The following is an 18,952-nucleotide window of genomic DNA, read 5'->3' on the forward strand; positions in this document are numbered from 1 at the left end:
CCCTCCCGACGTCCCCGCTCCCGTCCCCCGCGGCGGGGCGGGGATGTCGTCGTTCCGGGAGAGTCGTGCCCGTCACCCGCGCCGACCTCGCCGCGGCGGCGCGGCACGTGCGTCGAGCCGGCGGACGGACTCCCGCACGGCGCCGTGCAGCATGATCTCGAGATCGCCGACCACGCGGTAGGGGTGCTCGACCATGCCGTTCGCGACCCACCGCAGCACCACGGCGAGCACCGCCGAGGTGTAGAAGTCGACCACCAGCTCGCGGTCCTGCGGGCGCGCCGGTCCGCCGCCGTCCTGGTCCACGACGGCCTCGGTGACGGGCCGCATCTGCCTGAACAGGAAGCGCTCGAGCCCGGATCTGCCCAGGCCGTCGAGCACCCCGAGGGTCGCCGAGCGGTTGTCACGCATGTACAACAGCAGCCGGACCAGGCCGTCGGCCCAGCTCACCTCGGATGCGACCGCGAGGACCTGCTCGGCGACCTCGGTCTCGAACACCCAGATCGCGAGGTGCCGAACGTCGGGGAAGTGGTAGTAGAACGCCTGGCGGGTCAGTCCGCAGTCCCGCGTCAGCTCGGTCACCGTCACCTTGTCCAGCGGTTGGGTCCGCAACCGCTTCTCGAGCGCGGCCGCCAGGGCGGCGCGTGCACCCGTACGCCGCTGCGCATCGGCGCTGTCGCCGGCCATGCCTCACGGTACCGCCCGAGCTCCTCTTGACACCTCGCTTCGAATGTCCAGTGACGCTCTGAGCTGGGATTTATACCGTGAGAACAGGACGGCACGCATGCCCGCGGGCCGCGACAGAGGAGTTCCGATGTTCTTGTTCGAATCCATCCCTTGGTATGCCTGGGTGATGTGGTGCGTCGTCCTCGTCGCCCTCATCGCCCTCAACGAGGTGACACGCCGCTGGAAGTGGGCCGGGCTCGCCTTCTTCGTGGCACTGCCTCTCGTCCTCACCCTGTTCGTGTGGCCGACGACGGCCGGAGCCGGATCGTCCACGGGCACCTGGTTCCACTGGGTGAAGGTGTACTCGGCACTCGTCGGGTGCCTGGGCTTCATGCTCATCCGGTACGTCCCGCGTCTGGCGAGGAACCGCTGGATGCTGATGTTCCCCGCGCTGATTCTCGCGATCAACATCGGCGAGGCGGTCGTTCGTGACTTCGAGGTGGCGGGCATGCAGGGCATGCACGACGGCGTCTTCATGGTCGGAGGCCCGTGGAACTACATGAACGGCATCGCCGGGATTCTCAACCTGGTCACCATCTGCGGCTGGGCGGGCATCATCGTCTCGCGCGACCGGTCCAAGGACATGATCTGGCCCGACATGATGTGGTTCTGGATCATCGCGTACGACCTGTGGAACTTCGCCTACGTCTACAACTGCGTCGGTGACCACGCCTTCTATGCCGGTGCGGCCCTGCTCATCTCCTGCACAATCCCCGCCTTCTTCATCAAGAAGGGCGCCTGGCTGCAGCACCGTGCCCACACTCTCGCCCTGTGGATGATGTTCACGATGGCGGTCCCGACGTTCGTGACCTCGTCGCCGTTCGCCGTCGACTCGTCGCACAACCCGACCGCGCTGTTCGTCGTGTCGGCCCTGTCGCTCGCAGCCAACATCGCTGTCGCGGCGTACCAGGTGTTCACCATCGTCCAGCGGCGCCGCAACCCGCTGCGCGACGAGCTGTACACCCACCTGCGCCAGTACCGCGAGGTGCGCGAGGCGAACCTTCCCGACGAGTCGGCGGAAGCTCTGCCGGCGCCCCGGGAGGCGACCCGAGCGGTCACGGTCTGACCACCGTGTGTCCGGTCAGGGTTGACCGGGGAAGGCCACCGACGGTACGACGCCGCGGCTCGCACGCCAGCGCGCCGCCCGCACCGCGGCCTCGGTGAGCGCGCCGACGGCGTCGGTCCGCGTGGATTCGCTGCGCGCCCGTTCCACCACCGAGCGCCACGCGACGGCCGTGTCGCTCTCGATCTGTTCGGCCAGCTGCGCGGCGGACGCGGGGTCGGTCACGGGGAACGGAATCGTGTAGCCGGGTGCCGCGACCGGCGGATCGACGCTCGCGGCGCGCAACGCCTCGGCCGTGGCATCACGTCGCGCCCGATGCGCTGCGGTGTCTTCCGCCACAACCTCCGCGCGAGCGGGATCGGCGAAGGCCGCGACCACGCCGTAGCCGAAGATCGCGGCGTGTTCCGCCTGCACGGCCTCGACGAGGGCCTGCTGTTCGGAGCCGAGTTCGGGTGAGCTCACGGCAGCAGCACCTCCGTCTGCACGGCGCAGGAGGCGCTGATCGAGGCGAGGAGGCCCGCACGGTAGCCCGAGAGGGTGCGTGCGAGATCCGCGGCCTCGCGCTGTGACCGGGTCAGTCGCTCACGGAGTTGTTCGAGGCCGGCAGCGTCACCCGTCGGGGTGACGGTGGTCGTCGACGACGGTGTGAAACTCGTGGTCGCCCCCTGCATGCGGGCCACCTCGGCTTCGAGCGCGTCGGCATGGGCCGTGCGCTCCGAGGCGATCGTCCCCAGGGCGCCGGCGAGTCCCGGATCACGTGCGATCAGCGTGGTGGCGATCGCGGCATCGGTCCGCGCGCGTGTGATCTGCGACTCCAGCGGGTCGGGTCGGTCGGCGTCGTCGTCGGAGACTCCGCACGCCGTGGTGGTCGCGAGTCCGAGCCCGCCTACCGCGATCGAGGACCATCGCAGGAGGGTTCGGCGGGATACTGCGGGACGCTCGAGTGACATCGGCACCGGACCATCGTGCCAGCCCCACCGTCGGGGGAAGGACGCCGGGCTGGTCACGGCAGCCCGAAAGGCGGGTTAGGCTTGTTCTCTGCCGGTACGTTTCCGTTCCGGCCCGCTGTCCGCTGCGACCACAACTGAACGAGGAGCCTTCCCGCCATGCCTGTGCCGCCCCCGGAGAGGATCGTCGAGCTCGTCTCCGATCTGCTCGTCAGAGAGGGATACGACCTCGAGGACGTGGCGGTCACGGCCGCCGGAAAACACAGTACGGTGCGCTTGCTCGTCGACAGCGATGCAGGTCTCGGTCTCGACGAGGCGGCTCGTCTGAGCCGGATCGTCTCGGAGGCCTTCGACGCCGCTCCGGACTTCGGGGAGGCGCCCTACGTTCTCGAGGTCACCAGCCCCGGTATCGGACGTCCGCTGACGGAGGCCCGGCACTGGCGACGGGCGCAGGGGCGCAAGGCGAAGGTGGAACTGGCCGACGAGACGCTCGTCGCACGGATCGGTGAACTCGTGGGCGACACGATCCGGCTGGTACTGCCGGATCGCTCGGGCCCGGTGGTGCGCTCGGTGCCGCTCGCCGAGGTGCAGCGAGCGGTGGTGGAAGTGGAGTTCTCCCCGCCGCCTGCGCGGGAACTCGAGCTCGCGGGTGGTGTTCCGGACGGCCGGGTCGCGGCCGGGGAACTCGCGGACGAGCCCGACGAGGCCGGCAGCGACGACGATGACGACAGGAACGAAACGAAGGTGGACAAGTGAATATCGAAATCGCCGCTCTGCGCATGCTCGAGGCCGAGAAGAACATTCCGTTCGACGAACTCATCGCAACGCTCGAGACGGCCCTGCTCACGGCATACCGGCACGTCGACGGCCATCAGCCGCACGCGCGGGTCGTCGTCGACACCAAGACCGGTGCGATCCAGGTGCTCGCCGAGGAACGCGACGCAGACGGCAACCTGATCGCCGAGTGGGACGACACCCCCGAGGATTTCGGGCGCATCGCTGCGACCACGGCACGCCAGGTCATCATGCAGCGCATCCGCGACGCCGAGCACGAGCAGCGCTTCGGCGAGTTCGCGACGCACGAGGGCGAGATCGTCAGCGGTGTCGTCCAGCGCGACTCGCGCGCCAACGCACGCGGCATGGTCGTGGTGAAGATCGGCGGCGAGACCAACAACGCCGAAGGTCTGATCCCGCCGGCCGAGCAGGTGCCGGGGGAGACCTACGAACACGGCGACCGCATCAAGTGTTACGTCGTCGGAGTCTCCCGCGGACAGCGCGGACCGCAGATCACGCTGTCGCGGACCCATCCCAATCTGGTGCGGAAGCTGTTCGCACTCGAGGTGCCGGAGATCGCCGACGAGTCGGTGGAGATCGTCGCGGTCGCACGCGAGGCGGGACACCGCTCGAAGATCGCCGTGCACTCCACCGTCCCGGGTCTCAACGCGAAGGGCGCGTGTATCGGCCCGATGGGGCAGCGCGTGCGCAACGTGATGCGTGAACTCGGCGAAGAGAAGATCGACATCATCGACTACGACGAGGACCCTGCGAAGTTCGTGGGCAACGCACTGTCGCCGTCGAAGGTGGTGTCCGTCACGGTCGTGGACGCCGACGCGCGGGCCGCACGAGTGGTCGTGCCGGACTTCCAGCTCTCCCTCGCCATCGGCAAGGAAGGGCAGAACGCCCGGCTCGCGGCCCGGCTGACGGGATGGCGGATCGACATCCGCAGCGATGCCGCACAGGCCGAGGACGGGGACTCCCGTCGCGGCTCGACAGGCTCGTAGGAGTGGGATGCAGGTTTCCGGGCAAAACAGCGGTACAGTGGTCGATGGTTCAGCATGACCTGTCTTCGAACGGCGGGGAACGTACCTCTGCGGTACGCACCTGCGTCGGATGTCGGCAGCGAGTGCTGGCTGCCGAACTGCTGAGGGTCGTGGCGAGCGAACAGGAACCATCCGGTTTCGCCGTGGTTCCCGATCCCCGACGCAGGCTTCCCGGACGAGGTGCGTGGTTGCATCCCACTCCGGAATGCCTGAGCCTGGCGGTTCGGCGCCGAGCATTCGGCAGGGCGCTTCGAGTGGCCGGGCAACCGGACACCACGGCGCTGGATCAGCTGGTCGGGTCCACGGAACAGTGATCACGGACGTACCGGGCCGGTCGCGAGACCGGACGTCACGTTTGTGGGAGCGACGACGAGGAACACCAACAGTGACATCGCACTCTGAGAAGAACAGGCACGAACACTCATGAGCACACCGTGAAGCACCAGCGATGAACGTCCATCGGAGATAACCCGAGGTCGTGCGGGCAGTCGGCCGCTCGACCTCATCAGTGAGGAGAGCAGTGGCAGGCAAGGCCCGCGTACACGAGTTGGCGAAAGAACTCGGTGTCACCAGCAAGGAACTACTCGCACGCCTGAAGGAACAGGGCGAGTTCGTCAAATCCGCGTCCTCGACAGTCGAGCCGCCGGTCGCGCGTCGCCTGCGCGAATCGTTCGGTAAGGCCGAGGCCGACGGAGCAGCCGCGAAGGCTGCACCCACCCCCGCACCGAAGCCCGGTGCTCCCCGGCCGGGTCCCCGGCCCACCCCCGCGAGCCCGGCGCCCGCGGCCGATGCTGCACGCCCGAAGCCGGGCGCGCCGAAGCCGGCCGCTCCCAAGCCGGCTCCGGCACCCGAGAAGCCCGCGGCCCCGGCGCCGCAGGCTCCCGCTGCCGAGGCGGCTCCGCAGGCTCCGGCTGCTCAGGCTCCCGCCCCGGCTCCGCAGGCCCCTGCGGCCAAGCCCGGCCCCAAGCCTGCAGGGCCGCGTCCGGGCCCGAAGACCCCGCGCGTCGGTAACAACCCGTACTCCTCGGCTCCGGCCGAGCGTCCTGCCCCGCGTCCGGGCGCTCCGCGTCCCGGCCCCGGCGGCCCGCGTCCCGCTCCCGGCCAGGCCGGCCCCCGGCCCACGCCCGGACAGGGACGTCCCGCTGCAGGTCCCGGTGGTCCGCGTCCCGCTCCCGGACAGGCCGGTCCGCGGCCGACTCCGGGTGCCGGTGGTCCGCGTCCCGCTCCCGGACAGGGCGGCCCCCGCCCGTCCCCGGGCTCGATGCCCCCGCGTCCGAACCCCGGCGCGATGCCGCAGCGCGCAGCGCGTCCGGCCGCATCCGGTCGCCCCGGTCGCCCCGGCGGTGCTCCCGGCGGTCGTCCCGGCGGCGGTGGCGGTGGCTACCGCGGCGGTGCCGGCGCCGGTGGCGGTGGCGGCGCACCTGCAGGTGCAGGCGCTCCCGGTGGTTTCCGGGGACGCCCCGGTGGTGGCGGCGGTGGCCGCGGTCGCGGTGGCGCGGCCGGTGCCTTCGGTCGTCCCGGTGGTGCTCCCCGTCGTGGCCGCAAGTCGAAGCGGCAGAAGCGGCAGGAATACGATTCGATGCAGGCGCCGTCGGTCGGCGGCGTGCGGTTGCCGCGTGGCAACGGCGAGACCATCCGTCTCGCTCGCGGCGCGTCGCTGTCGGACTTCGCCGAGAAGATCGACGCCAACCCGTCGGCCCTGGTCCAGGCGCTGTTCAACCTCGGTGAGATGGTCACGGCCACTCAGTCGGTGAACGACGACATCCTCGAGCTGCTCGGCTCGGAGATGAACTACGTCGTCCAGGTCGTCTCGCCCGAGGACGAGGACCGTGAGCTGCTCGAGTCGTTCGACATCCAGTACGGCGAGGACGAGGGCACGGAGGAAGACCTCCAGCAGCGCCCGCCGGTCGTCACCGTCATGGGTCACGTCGACCACGGCAAGACCCGCCTGCTCGACACGATCCGCAAGGCGAACGTCGGCGAGGGCGAGGCCGGTGGTATCACCCAGCACATCGGTGCGTACCAGGTGATGACGCACCTCAACGGTGAAGATCGCCTGATCACCTTCATCGACACCCCGGGTCACGAGGCGTTCACCGCCATGCGTGCGCGTGGTGCCAAGTCGACGGACATCGCGATCCTCGTGGTCGCCGCCGACGACGGTGTGATGCCGCAGACGGTGGAGGCGATCAACCACGCCCAGGCGGCGGACGTGCCGATCGTGGTCGCGGTGAACAAGATCGACAAGGAGGGTGCGAACCCTCAGAAGATCCGTCAGCAGCTCACCGAGTACGGGCTGGTCGCCGAGGAGTACGGCGGCGAGACGATGTTCGTCGACATCTCCGCGAAGCAGAACCTGCACATCGAAGAACTGCTCGAAGCGGTGTTGCTCACCGCCGACGCAGCGCTCGACCTGCGCGCCAATCCCGACATGGAGGCGCAGGGCGTCGCCATCGAGGCGCACCTCGACCGCGGTCGTGGTCCGGTGGCCACCGTGCTCATCCAGCGCGGCACCCTGCGGGTCGGCGACTCGATCGTCGCCGGCGATGCCTACGGCCGCGTGCGCCGCATGATCGACGAGCACGGCGAGGACGTTCTCGAGGCACTCCCGTCCCGTCCGGTTCAGGTCGTCGGTTTCACCTCGGTGCCCGGCGCCGGTGACAACCTGGTCGTGGTGGAAGAGGACCGCATCGCGCGTCAGATCGCGGATCGGCGCAATGCGCGCAAGCGCAACGCACTCGCTGCTCGCAGCCGCAAGCGCATCAGCCTCGAAGACCTCGATGCCGCGCTCAAGGAGCACAACGAGCTCAACCTCATCCTCAAGGGCGACAACTCGGGTACCGTCGAGGCCCTCGAAGAGGCCCTCATGGGAATCGAGGTCGACGACGAGGTGCGCCTGCGGGTCATCGACCGCGGTGTCGGTGGTGTCACCGAGACCAACGTCAACCTCGCTGCCGCGTCGAACGCCGTGATCATCGGCTTCAACGTCCGCGCCGAGGGCAAGGCCACCGAGCTCGCGAACCGCGAGGGTGTCGACATCCGCTACTACTCGGTCATCTACCAGGCGATCGACGAGGTGGAGAAGGCCCTCAAGGGCATGCTCAAGCCGATCTACGAGGAGGTCGAGCTCGGCCGCGCCGAGATCCGCGCGATCTTCAAGTCGTCGAAGATCGGCAACATCGCGGGTTGCCTCGTGCAGTCCGGCATCGTCAGGCGCAACGCGAAGGCCCGCCTCATCCGCGACAACAACGTCGTCGCCGAGACGGTCACCATCTCGTCGCTGCGTCGCGAGAAGGACGACGTCACCGAGGTCCGCGAGGGCTTCGAGTGCGGTATGACGGTCACCTACTCCGACATCAAGGTGGGCGACGTCATCGAGGCGTACGAGTTGCGCGAGAAGCCGCGCGACTAGATCCACCCACGTCCGTGGCGGTGAACGATTCGTCGTTCGCCGCCACGGGTGTGTCGGGCTGTCCGGCTCGGCCGGGGATACGGCCGACCGGAGGGCCGTCGACGGGAGGAACGGATGTACCTGGGAGCACTCGAACTCGACCTGCTGTTGGGTGACGTGCATTCGCTCAAGCAGAAACGATCGGCGATCCGCCCGGTGATCGCAGAATTGCGCCGGCTCGGGGTGTCCGTCGCCGAAACCGGGGAACACGATCTGTACCGCCGGGCGCGGATCGGAGTGGCCGTCGTCGCTCCCGATCTCGCGCACGTCGGGGAGATACTGGACAAGTGTGAGCGGCTGGTCGCCGAGCGACCCGAACTCGACCTGCTGTCCGTCAGGCGCAGGCTGTTCGGGCCGGAGGACTGATCCGGCCGCACGACAGGCCGCTTTCGGGCGGCCACAGAAGGGAACGAACGACATGGCCGATCCAGCACGGGCTCGCCGCCTCGCGAAGCGCATCGCCACGATCGTGGCTACCGCGATCGACTTCGAGATCAAGGATCCACGGCTCGAGTTCGTGACGATCACCGATGCGAAGGTCACCGCGGATCTGCACGATGCGACCGTGTACTACACCGTCCGCGGAGCGGATCTGAACACCGAACCCGATTACGCCGCCGCGGCTGCCGGGCTGGAGAAGGCCAAGGGAGTGCTCCGCTCCAAGGTCGGTGCCGGCACGGGTGTGCGCTTCACCCCGACGTTGACCTTCGTGACGGACACGGTGCCCGACACAGCGCGGCACATGGAGGAACTCCTCGCGCGCGCCCGCGCCGCCGACGACGAGGTCGCCCGCGCCCGTGAGGGTGCCCTCCCGGCCGGTGATGCCGATCCCTACAAGGAGCCCCATGAACGCGATGCCGGTGACGACCACGAATAGCGGACCGTTGCCTCTCCCGGGCGGCTCCGTGGACCTGCACGGTGCCGTCGCTCTGCTGGACGCGGCGTCCACTGTGACGGTGCTGTGCCACGTCAATCCCGATGCCGACACGCTCGGCAGCGGGCTGGCGCTCGGCCTCGCCCTCGAACGCCGCGGTGTCGCCGTGCAGGTCGCCTTCGGGACGCCCGCGGATGTACCGGCGTCGATGCGGTCGCTGCCCGGCGGGCATCTCGTCACACCGGTCGCGCAGGTGCGCCGCGACGCCGACCTCGTGGTCACCGTCGACTGCGGGACCGCGGGACGCCTCGGGGTCCTGCGCGACCGCGTCGAGACCGCTCCGCGCAGTCTGGTGATCGATCACCACCTGTCCAACACCCGATTCGGGACCGACAACCTGATCGATCCGGAGTCCGAGGCCACCGCGGTGGTGCTCGCGAATCTGTTCGACGTGTGGGGCGTCGAGATCGACGCCGAGCTGGCGCACTGCCTCTACGCAGGACTCGTGACCGACACCGGTTCGTTCCGATGGGGACGCCCCGAGGCCCACGGCCTCGCCGCGCGTCTGCTCGCCACGGGGATCGACGGCACGTCGATCACCCGGACCCTGCTCGACACGCATCCCTTCGGCTGGTTGCCGATGCTGTCGTCGGTGCTCGCCTCCGCCACGCTCGACGGTGACGCCGCGCAGGGCAGGGGACTGGTCTACGCGTTCGTCCGGCGAGCCGACGCCGCGCATCTCGGTCCCGAGGAGGTCGAGAGCGTGATCGACATCGTGCGGACCACCGCCGAAGCCGAGGTCGCTGCGGTGTTCAAGGAGGTCGCCCCGGAGGAGTGGACCGTCTCGCTGCGCGCGAAGACGTCCGTGGACGTCTCGGCCGTCGCCACGGCCCTCGGCGGCGGAGGACACCGCCTCGCAGCGGGGTACACCGCGCACGGTGACACCGATCGGATCGTGGCCGCACTCCGCGGCGCGCTCGGTTGACGGTGCCCGGCGGGCCCCCCGCCTCGAAGCCTTCGGCCGGTGAGCCCGCCGCCTCGACGATCTCGGGGCGGCGGATCCTCGGGCTCGCGGTACCGGCCCTGGGGGTCCTCGCCGCCGAGCCCCTCTACCTTCTCTTCGACATCGCGGTGGTCGGCCGCCTCGGTGCGCTGCCCCTGGCCGGTCTCGCGATCGGGGGGCTGATCCTCGCACAGGTGAGCACCCAGCTGACCTTCCTGTCGTACGGGACCACCGCGCGCGCGGCGCGTTTCCACGGAGCGGACCGGCACGACGACGCGGTCGGTGAAGGAGTGCAGGCGACCTGGCTCGCACTGGGTGTCGGGCTCGTGATCCTGCTGGCCGGCCAACTCGCTGCCTGGCCGGTCGCGCGTCTGCTCGCGGGTGACGAGGACATCGCCGAGGCTGCCGTGTCGTGGCTACGGGTCGCCTTGTTCGGGGCGCCTCTCATCCTCGTCGGACTCGCCGGCAACGGCTGGATGCGCGGCATCCAGGACACGATTCGTCCGTTGCGTTATGTCGTCACCGGTCTCGCCCTGTCCGCGGTGCTGTGCCCCGTACTCGTCCACGGCCTGCTGGGCGCTCCTCGCTGGGAACTCGTCGGTTCGGCCGTCGCCAACGTGATCGGTCAGTTCGTCTCGGCGGTGCTGTTCGTCCGCGCGCTGATGCGTTCCGGTGTACCGCTGCGCCCACGTCCGGCGGTCATCGGCGCACAGTTGCGTCTCGGACGGGATCTGATCGCCCGCAGCCTCGCGTTCCAGGCCTGCTTCCTGTCGGCGGCGGCCGTGGCGTCGCGGTTCGGTGCGGCGGCGGTGGCCGGCCACCAGGTGGTGCTGCAGCTGTGGAACTTCGTGACGCTGACGCTGGATTCGCTGGCGATCGCGGCACAGGCGCTCGTCGGTGCCGCCCTCGGAGCGGCCGACCGGCGGGGGGCCTCGCGGCTCGCGTGGCGGGTGTGCGGGTGGTCGGCGGTCTTCGCCGGTGCGCTCGCGGTGGTCTTCCTCCTCGGCAAGGACGTGATCCCGGGCCTGTTCACCAGCGACACGGCGGTGCTCGGGCAGATCGACGTCGCATGGTGGTTCTTCGTCGCGATCATGCCGCTCGCAGGAATCGTGTTCGCACTCGACGGGGTGCTGCTCGGGGCCGGTGACGCCGCCTTCCTACGTACGGCGACACTGGTTTCGGCGCTGTTCGGCTTCCTGCCCCTCATCTGGTTGTCCCTCGCGTACGACTGGGGACTGGCGGGTATCTGGACGGGGCTTACGGTGTTCATCGTGTTCCGGATGATCGCCGTCGTATGGCGAACGTCGTCCGGACGGTGGGCGGTGACGGGCGCGGACCGGCAGGTGCGCGCGCACGACGAGTCGGGAGGTTAGTGCCGGTGGCAGCGAAGCTGTGGGCGATCAGCGACATCCATGTGGGCCATCGGGGCAATCGTCCGGTCACCGAGGATCTGTACCCGGAGTCACCCGACGACTGGCTGATCGTCGCGGGTGACGTATCGGAGAAGACGGACGACATCCGGTGGGCTCTGTCGCTCCTGCGGAGCCGGTTCGCGAAGGTCGTCTGGGTGCCCGGCAACCACGAACTGTGGACGACCGCCAAGGATCCGGTGCAGATGTTCGGCGTGGCGCGTTACGACTATCTCGTGACGATGTGCCGAGAACTCGACGTCCTGACCCCGGAGGACCCGTATCCCGTCTGGGAGGGCGAGGGCGGACCGGTGGTGCTCGTCCCGATGTTCCTCCTCTACGACTATTCGTTCCTGCCGGAGGGGACCACGACGAAGGCGGACGGGCTCGCCCTCGCACGTGAGCGCAACGTCGTCGCCACGGACGAGTTCCTGCTGAAACCGGACCCCTACATCACCCGCGACACCTGGTGCCGGGTGCGTGTGGAGCAGACCCGCGCGCGGCTCGACGCGCTGGATCCGGCCCTGCCGACCGTGCTGATCAACCACTTCCCGCTGGTGCGCGAACCGACCCGGATGCTGTTCTATCCCGAGTTCGCGTTGTGGTGCGGCACCACCGAGACGGCCGACTGGCACCTGCGCTACCGGGCACTGTGCAGCGTGTACGGCCACCTGCACATTCCCCGGACCACCTACTACGACGGGGTGCGGTTCGAGGAGGTCTCGGTCGGTTACCCGCGCGAATGGCAACGCCGTGGGCTGCCCCCACAGCCGCTGCGGCAGATCCTGCCCGTGCCGGACTACCCGCCGGGCAGCCTGAACAAGTGGGGTGGACACTTCACCGTCACCCCCGAGATGGAAGCAGAGGCCGAGAAGATGCGGGCTCAACGAGAGAAGGAGTTGCGGTGACCGAACCGGACACCGGCCGGCCGACGGACACGCGCGAGGCGCTGATCGCGCGCATCGTTCCCGAGGGCGTCGCTGCCGCCGAGCTGTTCGAGGATCCGCCGGGGCTGCGACCTCATCCCCAGGAGGAACCGCTCGTGGCGCGTGCGGTGGACAAACGGCGCCGCGAGTTCGCGGGGGCCCGCCACTGTGCCCGACAGGCGATGCGGACGCTCGGGGTCGAGCCCGGACCCGTGCTGCGGGGAGAGAAGGGCGATCCGGTCTGGCCGCGCGGCCTCGTGGGCAGCCTCACCCACTGCGACGGCTACCGCGGTGCCGTGCTGGGTTACTCCTTGCAGGTGCGCTCCCTGGGCATCGACGCCGAACCTCACGACGTTCTGCCCGAGGGCGTGCTCCCTGCGGTGAGTCTGGACGCCGAACGGGACTGGCTCGCCTCGGCCGGCGACGACCTGCACTGGGACCGCTTGCTGTTCTGCGCGAAGGAGGCCACCTACAAGGCCTGGTTCCCGCTCACACAACGCTGGCTGGGATTCGAGGACGCCCACATCACCTTCGAGCGCGATACGACGTCCGAGGCGACGACCGGCACCTTCCGTTCACGCCTGCTGGTTCCCGGCGACACTCTCGACGGCCCACCCCTGACGGCTTTCGACGGGCGATGGCTCGTCACCGACGGGCTCGTCCTCACCGCCGTCACGGTGCGCTGATGGACGACACCGCACAGCCGATCCCGGCCGAGCACCCGGCCCTCGCCCGCGCAGGACTGCTCGTCGTCGACAAGCCCGCCGGGATGACCAGTCACGACGTGGTGGCCCGCTGTCGTCGCCTGCTCGGTACCCGAAAGGTGGGACACGCGGGCACCCTCGATCCGATGGCGACGGGTGTGCTCGTCCTCGGTGTCGAACGCGCCACCAAGTTGCTCGGTCTCCTGGCGCTGACGACCAAGTCGTACACCGCGACCGTGCGCCTCGGGCAGAGCACCGTCACGGACGACGCGGAAGGGGAGACCACCGCGACGACCGACGCCACGCACCTGACCGACGAGCAGATCGCCCTCGCCGTCGCCGCACTGACCGGCGACATCGAGCAGGTACCCGCGAGTGTCAGCGCGATCAAGATCGACGGTAAGCGCGCCTACGCCCGTATGCGCGAAGGTGAGACGGTCGAGTTGAAAGCGCGGCCGGTGACGGTCTCGCGGTTCGATGTCCGTGCGCGCCGGGACGTACCCGAGGGCGGTTTCGTGGACCTCGACGTCGAGGTGGACTGCTCGTCCGGCACGTACATCCGCGCGCTGGCGCGGGATCTCGGTGCCGCACTGGACGTGGGCGGGCATCTGACCTCCCTGCGGCGCACGAAGGTGGGCCCCTTCGGTCTCGAACACGCCCGTACGCTCGAACAGCTCGCGGAGGATCCGACACCGAGCCTCGGCATCGACGCCGCCGTGCGCACGGCCTTCGAGTGCCGCACCGTCAGCGACGAGGAGGTCGGTCTGCTCGCGCACGGCCGGTGGCTCGAGCCAGTCGGACTGCGCGGCGTCTACGCCGCCGTCGACTCCCGTGGCCGGGCCGCCGCCCTGCTGCAGGAGAAGGGCGCCCGCGCCTCGGCCGTGTTCGTGGTGCGTCCCGCGAACATGTGAGTCCGCTCCGGCCGGTTCAGACCATCCAGATGGCGTCGGCGGCGGGAGTACCCAGATCCACGGTGCTCCCGCCGTCGCCGCCCACGCGGATCGAGACGGTGCCTGCGAAATCGCGGCGTTCGACGACGACGATGTCGGTGTCGAGCGAGATCCCCACCTCGTCGAAGTAACGCAGCATCGCCGGGTCCGAGTCGGAGATCCGGGCCACGTGTCCTCGCTCTCCGGCGTCGAAGGCGCTGAGCGGACGCGCCGGCGGTGCCGGGATACGGCCGTCCGGTGACGGAATCGGATCGCCGTGCGGGTCGCGCTCGGGATAGCCGAGTTTGGCGTCGATCGCGGCGACCATCCGTTCGGAGACCGCGTGTTCGAGGATCTCGGCCTCGTCGTGCACCTCGTCCCACCCGTAGCCGAGCTCGCGCACGAGGAACGTCTCTATCAGCCGGTGACGGCGGACCATCGCCACCGCGGCGTGACGGCCCTCCTCGGTGAGGGAGATCGCGCCGTAGCGGGCGTGGTCGACGAGTCCCTGGTCTGCGAGCCGGCGCACCGCCTCGGAGACGGTGGAGGCCGATACCCCCAGCTTCTCGGCCAGCAACTTGGTGGAGATCTTCTCTCCGGACCACTCCTGGACCGTCCACATGATCTTGAGATAGTCCTGCGCTACCGAGGACAGCATCTCGGTCGCGGTGGTCTCGTTCCTCTCAGGCACGCGTCCAGCTTAGGTAACCGTCACCCGGGAATCACCTCGCGCGCCGGTTCCCGTCTTTCCGTCCCGGCGGGCCCTGCGGCGCACGACCAGACGTGTGACGACGCCCTGGCGTGGCGCGAACAGGTACGCGAGGGTGAAGACCACCGCTTGGGCGAGCACCACCACACCGCCGGTGGCGGCATCGGTGTAGTAACTGGTGTAGACACCGACCACGGAGGCGGTCACCGCGAGGACCGGCGCGATCACGAGCATCCGTGCCATGCGATCGGTGAGCAGGTAGGCGGTCGCGCCGGGGATGATGAGCATCGCGACGACCAGGATCACGCCCACCGCCTGCAGCGCGCTGACGATCGTCACGGCCAGCAGCGACAGCAGCAGTGCCGACAGGGCGGCAGGCGACAGGCCCAGCGCGTGGGCCTGCACGCGGTCGAACGCGAAGAGCGTCAGATCGCGGCGTTTGGCCACGAGGACGACCAGGACGACCGCTGCGAGGATCGAGACCTGCCAGACGTCGCCGGTGGCCAGGCCGAGCAGATTGCCGAACAGCACGTGGTGCAGGTCGATCTGACTGGGATTCTTCGAGATCAGCACCACGCCCAGGGCGAACAGCGTCGTGAAGACGATGCCGATGGTGGCGTCCTCCTTCACCCTGCTCGTTCCGCGTACGAGCCAGATCAGTGCCACCGCGATCCCGGCGAAGGCGAGCGCTCCCACGGCGAAGGGCGCTCCCACCAGATAGGCGAGTACGACGCCGGGCAGCACGGCGTGCGAGACCGCGTCGCCCATGAGCGACCAGCCGATGAGGACGAGCCAGCAGCTGAGCAGGGCGCACACCAGCGTCGCCGCCACGGCGACGAGCAGGGCGCGCTGCATGAACCCGTACTGCAGCGGTTCGATCAGGAGGTCGATCATCGGCGTGCCCTCTCCTGTGCGTACGACTCGGTCTGCACGCTGTTCACGGGTGGTGGAGCGCCGAACGCGCGCGCGAGATTCTCGGGGCGCAGGATCTCGTCGGGTGCTCCGTGGACGAGCACCTGCCGTTGCAGCAGTACCGCTTCGTCGCACAGTCGAGCGAGACCGGCCAGATCGTGAGTGGCGACCAGGATCGCATGACCGCCCGCCGCGAGTTCGCGGATCAGCCCCGTCAACGCGTGCTCGGTGGTCGCGTCGACTCCGGCGAACGGCTCGTCGAGCAGCAACACCGGCGAGCCCTGTGCGATGGCCCTCGCCACGAAGACACGCTTGCGCTGGCCACCGGAGAGCTGCCCGATCTGCCGTCCGGCGAGCGCGGTCATGCCCACCCGCTCGAGGGCGGCGTCGACGGCCTCGTGGTCGGCCGGGCGAGGGCGACGCAGGAAACCCTGGTGACCGTAGCGGCCGGTCATGACCACCTCACGCACGCCGATCGGGAAGTTCCAGTCGACCGCCTCGGCCTGGGGCACGTAGGCGACCTGGGTGCGGCGACGTGCCACGGCGGGGTTCGTCCCGCAGATGGTGACCTGCCCGGAGGTGGGCTTGACCAGTCCCATGATCGTCTTGAACAGCGTCGACTTGCCCGAACCGTTCGTTCCCACCAGTCCGCAGACGCGGCCGGGCCGGAGCCTCAAGGTGACGTTCTGCAGGGCCACGACGGTGTCGTAGCGCACCGTCACGTCGTCGACGACGAGTGCCGGATCGGCAGGTGCCGAGGTCATGATCCGAGCCCTGTGGTGATGACGTCGATGTCGTGCCGCAGCAGGTCGAGGTAGGTGGGGACGGGACCGTCGGCCTCGGAGAGGGAGTCGACGTAGAGGACACCGCCGAACTCCGCGCCGGTGTCCGCGGCGACCTGACGCTGTGCCTTGTCGGAGACGGTCGACTCGCAGAACACTGCCGGGACCTCGTTGGTACGGACGAAATCGACGGTACGGGCGATCTGCTGGGGAGTGCCCTGCTGGTCGGAGTTCACCGGCCACAGATAGGCCTCCTGGAGTCCGGCATCGCGGGCGAGATAGCTGAACGCACCCTCGCAGGTCACGAGTGCGCGCCGATTCTCGGGGACACCCTCGAGGGACGTGACGAGCTCGGTGTGGAGCCCGTCGAGTTCGGTCTTGTACGCCTCGGCCTCGGCGGCGAAGTCCTCGGAGTGCTCGGGCGCGAGGTCGGTGAGCGCCGCAGCGATGTTGTCGACGTAGGTGCGGGCGGCGAGCGGGGACATCCAGGCGTGGGGGTTGTACGGGCCGGTGGCAGCGCCCTCGCCGATCGGCAGGGGTTCCACGCCTTCGCTCACGACGACGTGTTCGGCGTCCACGTCCGCGACGAACTGCTCGAACCAGCGTTCGAGACCGAGACCGTTGTCGAGGATCAGGTCGGCATCCGCGGCGAACCTCAGGTCGCCCGGGGTGGGTTCGTAGCCGTGGACCTCGGCCCCGGGCTTGGTGATGGATTCGACCCGAACATGTTCACCGCCGATGTTCCGGGTCATGTCGGCGAGCACCGTGAACGTGGTCAGGACGAGGGGGCGTTCGTCCGCTGCGTCGGAGGTCGAACATCCGGCGAGCGCTGCGGCGCAGGCCGTGGCCGCCATCACGGCGACGGCGCGGGTCGCGCTCAGGCGTGCGGACGGGGTTCTGCAGGCTCTCGGCAAAAAGTTCGGCACACCGAAATTATGCATTCGCCGACCCGTCGATGACAAAGGGGGCGCGCCGTGGCGTATCCGGACGTGCCCGGCCGCTGCCCGCGCCGTAGGCTGCCGATGTGCAGAGATGGCGAGGTCTGGACGAAATTCCTGCGGACTGGGGTCGGTGTGTACTCACGATCGGCGTGTTCGACGGCGTACATCGCGGCCATCAGCAGCTCATCGCGCGTGCCGTGGAAGCGGCCCGTGCCCGCGGCGTGCCCGCTGTGCTCATGACCTTCGATCCCCACCCCATGGAAGTGGTGCGGCCCGGCAGTCACCCGGCTCAGCTGACCACCCTCGCGCGCCGAGCGGAACTCGCCGAGCAACTCGGCATCGACGTCTTCTGCGTCATGCCGTTCACGCCGGAATTCATGAAGCTCTCACCCGAGCGCTATGCCCACGAGATCCTTGTCGAGCGACTGCACGTCGCCGAGGTCGTGGTGGGGGAGAACTTCACCTTCGGTAAGAAGGCCGCGGGCAACGTCGACATGCTGCGCGCCATCGGTGAGCGCATCGGCTTCGCGGTCCGGGGACTCACGCTCGTCGCCGAGCACGCGGTGACCTTCTCCTCGACCTACATCCGCTCCTGCGTGGATGCCGGCGACGTCGCGGCGGCGGCCGATGCGCTCGGCCGGCCGCACCGCGTCGAAGGTGTCGTCGTCCACGGGGACGGCCGCGGACGCGGCCTCGGTTTCCCGACCGCGAACGTGGCACCGCCGATCTATGCGGCGATCCCCGCCGACGGTGTGTACGCCGCATGGTTCACGGTGCTCGACTCCGGATCGCCCGTCGAGGGGATGACCGCCGGCCAACGCTACCGTGCGGCCGTCTCCGTGGGCACCAACCCGACGTTCTCCGGCCGCAAGCGCACGGTGGAGGCGTTCGTGCTCGACGAGAAGGCCGATCTCTACGGCCAGCACGTGGCGGTCGATTTCGTCGAGCGACTACGCGGCATGGAGAAGTTCGACTCCGTGGAGGCGCTGATCTCGGCGATGCACCGCGACGCCGACCGTGCCCGGGAGGTGCTGCTCCGGGCGGAGGGCTGAGCGCCACCGGCCTCTGGTAGCCTGGAACGTCGGTGCGCGCTGCGGTTCGCGGTGGCCGCACCGGGCGGACATCGTCCGCCTTCCGTCACGCGGACGTCAGTTGTACAGGAGTGACCCAGTGGCTCTGACCACCGAACAGAAGAAGCAGATCCTCGGCGAGTACGGTCTCCACGAGACCGACACCGGCTCTCCCGAGGCGCAGGTGGCCCTGCTCACCAAGCGCATCGTGGATCTGACCGAGCACCTCAAGCAGCACAAGCACGACCACCACTCCCGCCGCGGCCTGCTGCTGCTGGTCGGTCGTCGTCGCCGGCTGCTGAAGTACGTCGAGAAGGTCGACGTCGAGCGTTACCGCTCGCTCATCCAGCGTCTGGGTCTGCGTCGCTGACGCCGACGGAACGCGACCCGATCTGCATTCGCTGATCTTTTCCGACAGCCGGCGGGGTACCCATTACACTGGGCCTCGTCGGCTGTCGGTGTTCGTGCCGGTTCGGCCGGCCCACTCCACCGCCCCCAGTGGCGGTGTTCCGTATGCACCGACGGTGTCGGTCCTCGGTAGTGACCTTCCGGTTCGTTCGGGTGTCGTATCCCGAATCCGCCGGAGGGTTTCGATCGACGGCCGCCTCCGTGAGTCGGTGCGCAGCCGCGGCCACGGTGGTCGCGGCGCCCGCGCGGGTACGGCGAAGACGAAGAAGACGAAGAGGGAA

The 18,952-nt window shown here is 69.2% G+C and carries 21 protein-coding genes; 14 read left to right on the plus strand and 7 right to left on the minus strand.

Going from position 1 to position 18,952, the window contains the following annotated elements; translation table 11 throughout:
- Window positions 1–72: 72 nt before the first annotated feature.
- Window positions 73–684 (minus strand): TetR-like C-terminal domain-containing protein, encoded by a 612-nt coding sequence (locus MOM01_RS04930; RefSeq protein ID WP_241384274.1) that lies wholly within the window; start codon window positions 682–684, stop codon window positions 73–75.
- Between the two features lie 127 nt (window positions 685–811).
- On the opposite strand from MOM01_RS04930, the gene MOM01_RS04935 reads away from it, so the two are divergent.
- A complete protein-coding gene (locus MOM01_RS04935) occupies window positions 812–1,789 on the plus strand; it encodes a DUF5692 family protein (RefSeq protein WP_241384275.1) in 978 nt (325 codons plus the stop codon).
- Between the two features lie 15 nt (window positions 1,790–1,804).
- Here MOM01_RS04935 and MOM01_RS04940 read toward each other — a convergent pair whose 3' ends face one another.
- The gene (locus MOM01_RS04940; protein WP_241384276.1) at window positions 1,805–2,248 is read right to left on the minus strand and encodes a ferritin-like domain-containing protein; all 444 of its coding nucleotides are present in this window, start codon (window positions 2,246–2,248) and stop codon (window positions 1,805–1,807) included.
- Window positions 2,245–2,742, minus strand: coding sequence for a hypothetical protein (locus MOM01_RS04945; RefSeq protein ID WP_374112258.1), 498 nt, complete (start codon window positions 2,740–2,742; stop codon window positions 2,245–2,247). The genes MOM01_RS04940 and MOM01_RS04945 overlap by 4 nt, the downstream gene beginning before the upstream one ends.
- Before the next feature lie 150 nt (window positions 2,743–2,892).
- On the opposite strand from MOM01_RS04945, the gene rimP reads away from it, so the two are divergent.
- The 11 genes from rimP (at window position 2,893) to truB (ending at window position 13,831) form a co-directional block, all read left to right on the plus strand.
- On the plus strand, window positions 2,893–3,489 hold the full coding sequence (rimP, locus tag MOM01_RS04950) for a ribosome maturation factor RimP (protein WP_241384277.1): 597 nt from the start codon (window positions 2,893–2,895) through the stop codon (window positions 3,487–3,489).
- Window positions 3,486–4,514, plus strand: coding sequence for a transcription termination factor NusA (nusA, locus tag MOM01_RS04955; RefSeq protein ID WP_241384278.1), 1,029 nt, complete (start codon window positions 3,486–3,488; stop codon window positions 4,512–4,514). The genes rimP and nusA overlap by 4 nt, the downstream gene beginning before the upstream one ends.
- 44 nt (window positions 4,515–4,558) lie before the next feature.
- A complete protein-coding gene (locus MOM01_RS04960) occupies window positions 4,559–4,867 on the plus strand; it encodes a YlxR family protein (RefSeq protein ID WP_241384279.1) in 309 nt (102 codons plus the stop codon).
- Between the two features lie 206 nt (window positions 4,868–5,073).
- Window positions 5,074–7,965 carry a translation initiation factor IF-2 gene (gene infB, locus MOM01_RS04965; protein ID WP_241384280.1) on the plus strand — a complete coding sequence of 964 codons (2,892 nt, stop codon included), beginning with the start codon at window positions 5,074–5,076 and terminating at the stop codon, window positions 7,963–7,965.
- Window positions 7,966–8,079: 114 nt separating this feature from the next.
- Complete coding sequence (locus MOM01_RS04970; protein ID WP_241384281.1) at window positions 8,080–8,370, plus strand: DUF503 domain-containing protein; 291 nt, start codon at window positions 8,080–8,082, stop codon at window positions 8,368–8,370.
- Window positions 8,371–8,422: 52 nt separating this feature from the next.
- Window positions 8,423–8,881 carry a 30S ribosome-binding factor RbfA gene (gene rbfA / locus MOM01_RS04975; protein ID WP_241384282.1) on the plus strand — a complete coding sequence of 153 codons (459 nt, stop codon included), beginning with the start codon at window positions 8,423–8,425 and terminating at the stop codon, window positions 8,879–8,881.
- Complete coding sequence (locus MOM01_RS04980) at window positions 8,850–9,863, plus strand: DHH family phosphoesterase (RefSeq protein WP_241384283.1); 1,014 nt, start codon at window positions 8,850–8,852, stop codon at window positions 9,861–9,863. The genes rbfA and MOM01_RS04980 overlap by 32 nt, the downstream gene beginning before the upstream one ends.
- Window positions 9,864–9,922: 59 nt before the next feature.
- Window positions 9,923–11,254: an MATE family efflux transporter gene (locus MOM01_RS04985; protein WP_241384631.1), complete on the plus strand. Its 1,332-nt coding sequence runs from the start codon at window positions 9,923–9,925 to the stop codon at window positions 11,252–11,254.
- A 5-nt stretch (window positions 11,255–11,259) separates the two neighbouring features.
- A complete protein-coding gene (locus tag MOM01_RS04990; RefSeq protein WP_241384284.1) occupies window positions 11,260–12,198 on the plus strand; it encodes a metallophosphoesterase family protein in 939 nt (312 codons plus the stop codon).
- A 41-nt stretch (window positions 12,199–12,239) separates the two neighbouring features.
- The gene (gene npt, locus MOM01_RS04995) at window positions 12,240–12,902 is read left to right on the plus strand and encodes a 4'-phosphopantetheinyl transferase Npt (RefSeq protein ID WP_241384632.1); all 663 of its coding nucleotides are present in this window, start codon (window positions 12,240–12,242) and stop codon (window positions 12,900–12,902) included.
- Window positions 12,902–13,831, plus strand: a complete 930-nt coding sequence (truB, locus tag MOM01_RS05000) for a tRNA pseudouridine(55) synthase TruB (RefSeq protein WP_241384285.1) — start codon at window positions 12,902–12,904, stop codon at window positions 13,829–13,831. The genes npt and truB overlap by 1 nt, the downstream gene beginning before the upstream one ends.
- A 16-nt stretch (window positions 13,832–13,847) precedes the next feature.
- Here the strand turns inward: truB and MOM01_RS05005 are convergent, their stop codons facing one another.
- The 4 genes from MOM01_RS05005 to MOM01_RS05020 are packed head-to-tail and all read right to left on the minus strand — an operon-like array spanning window position 13,848 to window position 17,106.
- A complete protein-coding gene (locus tag MOM01_RS05005) occupies window positions 13,848–14,540 on the minus strand; it encodes a metal-dependent transcriptional regulator (protein WP_308196963.1) in 693 nt (230 codons plus the stop codon).
- Between the two features lie 9 nt (window positions 14,541–14,549).
- Window positions 14,550–15,452, minus strand: coding sequence for a metal ABC transporter permease (locus tag MOM01_RS05010; RefSeq protein ID WP_241384286.1), 903 nt, complete (start codon window positions 15,450–15,452; stop codon window positions 14,550–14,552).
- Window positions 15,449–16,234, minus strand: coding sequence for a metal ABC transporter ATP-binding protein (locus MOM01_RS05015; RefSeq protein ID WP_241384287.1), 786 nt, complete (start codon window positions 16,232–16,234; stop codon window positions 15,449–15,451). The genes MOM01_RS05010 and MOM01_RS05015 overlap by 4 nt, the downstream gene beginning before the upstream one ends.
- Window positions 16,231–17,106 carry a metal ABC transporter substrate-binding protein gene (locus MOM01_RS05020; protein ID WP_241384634.1) on the minus strand — a complete coding sequence of 292 codons (876 nt, stop codon included), beginning with the start codon at window positions 17,104–17,106 and terminating at the stop codon, window positions 16,231–16,233. The genes MOM01_RS05015 and MOM01_RS05020 overlap by 4 nt, the downstream gene beginning before the upstream one ends.
- Before the next feature lie 170 nt (window positions 17,107–17,276).
- Here MOM01_RS05020 and MOM01_RS05025 point away from each other — a divergent pair, with 170 nt between their 5' ends.
- Window positions 17,277–18,245 (plus strand): bifunctional riboflavin kinase/FAD synthetase, encoded by a 969-nt coding sequence (locus tag MOM01_RS05025; protein ID WP_241384288.1) that lies wholly within the window; start codon window positions 17,277–17,279, stop codon window positions 18,243–18,245.
- Between the two features lie 118 nt (window positions 18,246–18,363).
- Entirely contained in the window at window positions 18,364–18,633 is a 270-nt protein-coding gene (gene rpsO, locus MOM01_RS05030; RefSeq protein ID WP_006551263.1) for a 30S ribosomal protein S15, read from the plus strand.
- The last annotated feature ends 319 nt before the right edge of the window (window positions 18,634–18,952 follow it).

Origin of the sequence: Rhodococcus sp. CH91, from assembly GCF_022554085.1 — a bacterium.
In the GTDB taxonomy this organism is placed as follows: domain Bacteria; phylum Actinomycetota; class Actinomycetes; order Mycobacteriales; family Mycobacteriaceae; genus Rhodococcus.

What these genes read in the sequence shown, in the direction of transcription:
- MOM01_RS04930 (WP_241384274.1), bottom strand. Translation starts at nt 684, where the DNA reads ATGGCCGGCGACAGCGCCGATGCGCAGCGGCGTACGGGTGCACGCGCC.
- MOM01_RS04935 (WP_241384275.1), top strand. Translation starts at nt 812, where the DNA reads ATGTTCTTGTTCGAATCCATCCCTTGGTATGCCTGGGTGATGTGGTGC.
- rimP (WP_241384277.1), top strand. Translation starts at nt 2,893, where the DNA reads ATGCCTGTGCCGCCCCCGGAGAGGATCGTCGAGCTCGTCTCCGATCTG.
- MOM01_RS04960 (WP_241384279.1), top strand. Translation starts at nt 4,559, where the DNA reads ATGGTTCAGCATGACCTGTCTTCGAACGGCGGGGAACGTACCTCTGCG.
- MOM01_RS04970 (WP_241384281.1), top strand. Translation starts at nt 8,080, where the DNA reads ATGTACCTGGGAGCACTCGAACTCGACCTGCTGTTGGGTGACGTGCAT.
- rbfA (WP_241384282.1), top strand. Translation starts at nt 8,423, where the DNA reads ATGGCCGATCCAGCACGGGCTCGCCGCCTCGCGAAGCGCATCGCCACG.
- MOM01_RS04980 (WP_241384283.1), top strand. Translation starts at nt 8,850, where the DNA reads ATGAACGCGATGCCGGTGACGACCACGAATAGCGGACCGTTGCCTCTC.
- truB (WP_241384285.1), top strand. Translation starts at nt 12,902, where the DNA reads ATGGACGACACCGCACAGCCGATCCCGGCCGAGCACCCGGCCCTCGCC.
- MOM01_RS05010 (WP_241384286.1), bottom strand. Translation starts at nt 15,452, where the DNA reads ATGATCGACCTCCTGATCGAACCGCTGCAGTACGGGTTCATGCAGCGC.
- MOM01_RS05015 (WP_241384287.1), bottom strand. Translation starts at nt 16,234, where the DNA reads ATGACCTCGGCACCTGCCGATCCGGCACTCGTCGTCGACGACGTGACG.
- MOM01_RS05020 (WP_241384634.1), bottom strand. Translation starts at nt 17,106, where the DNA reads ATGGCGGCCACGGCCTGCGCCGCAGCGCTCGCCGGATGTTCGACCTCC.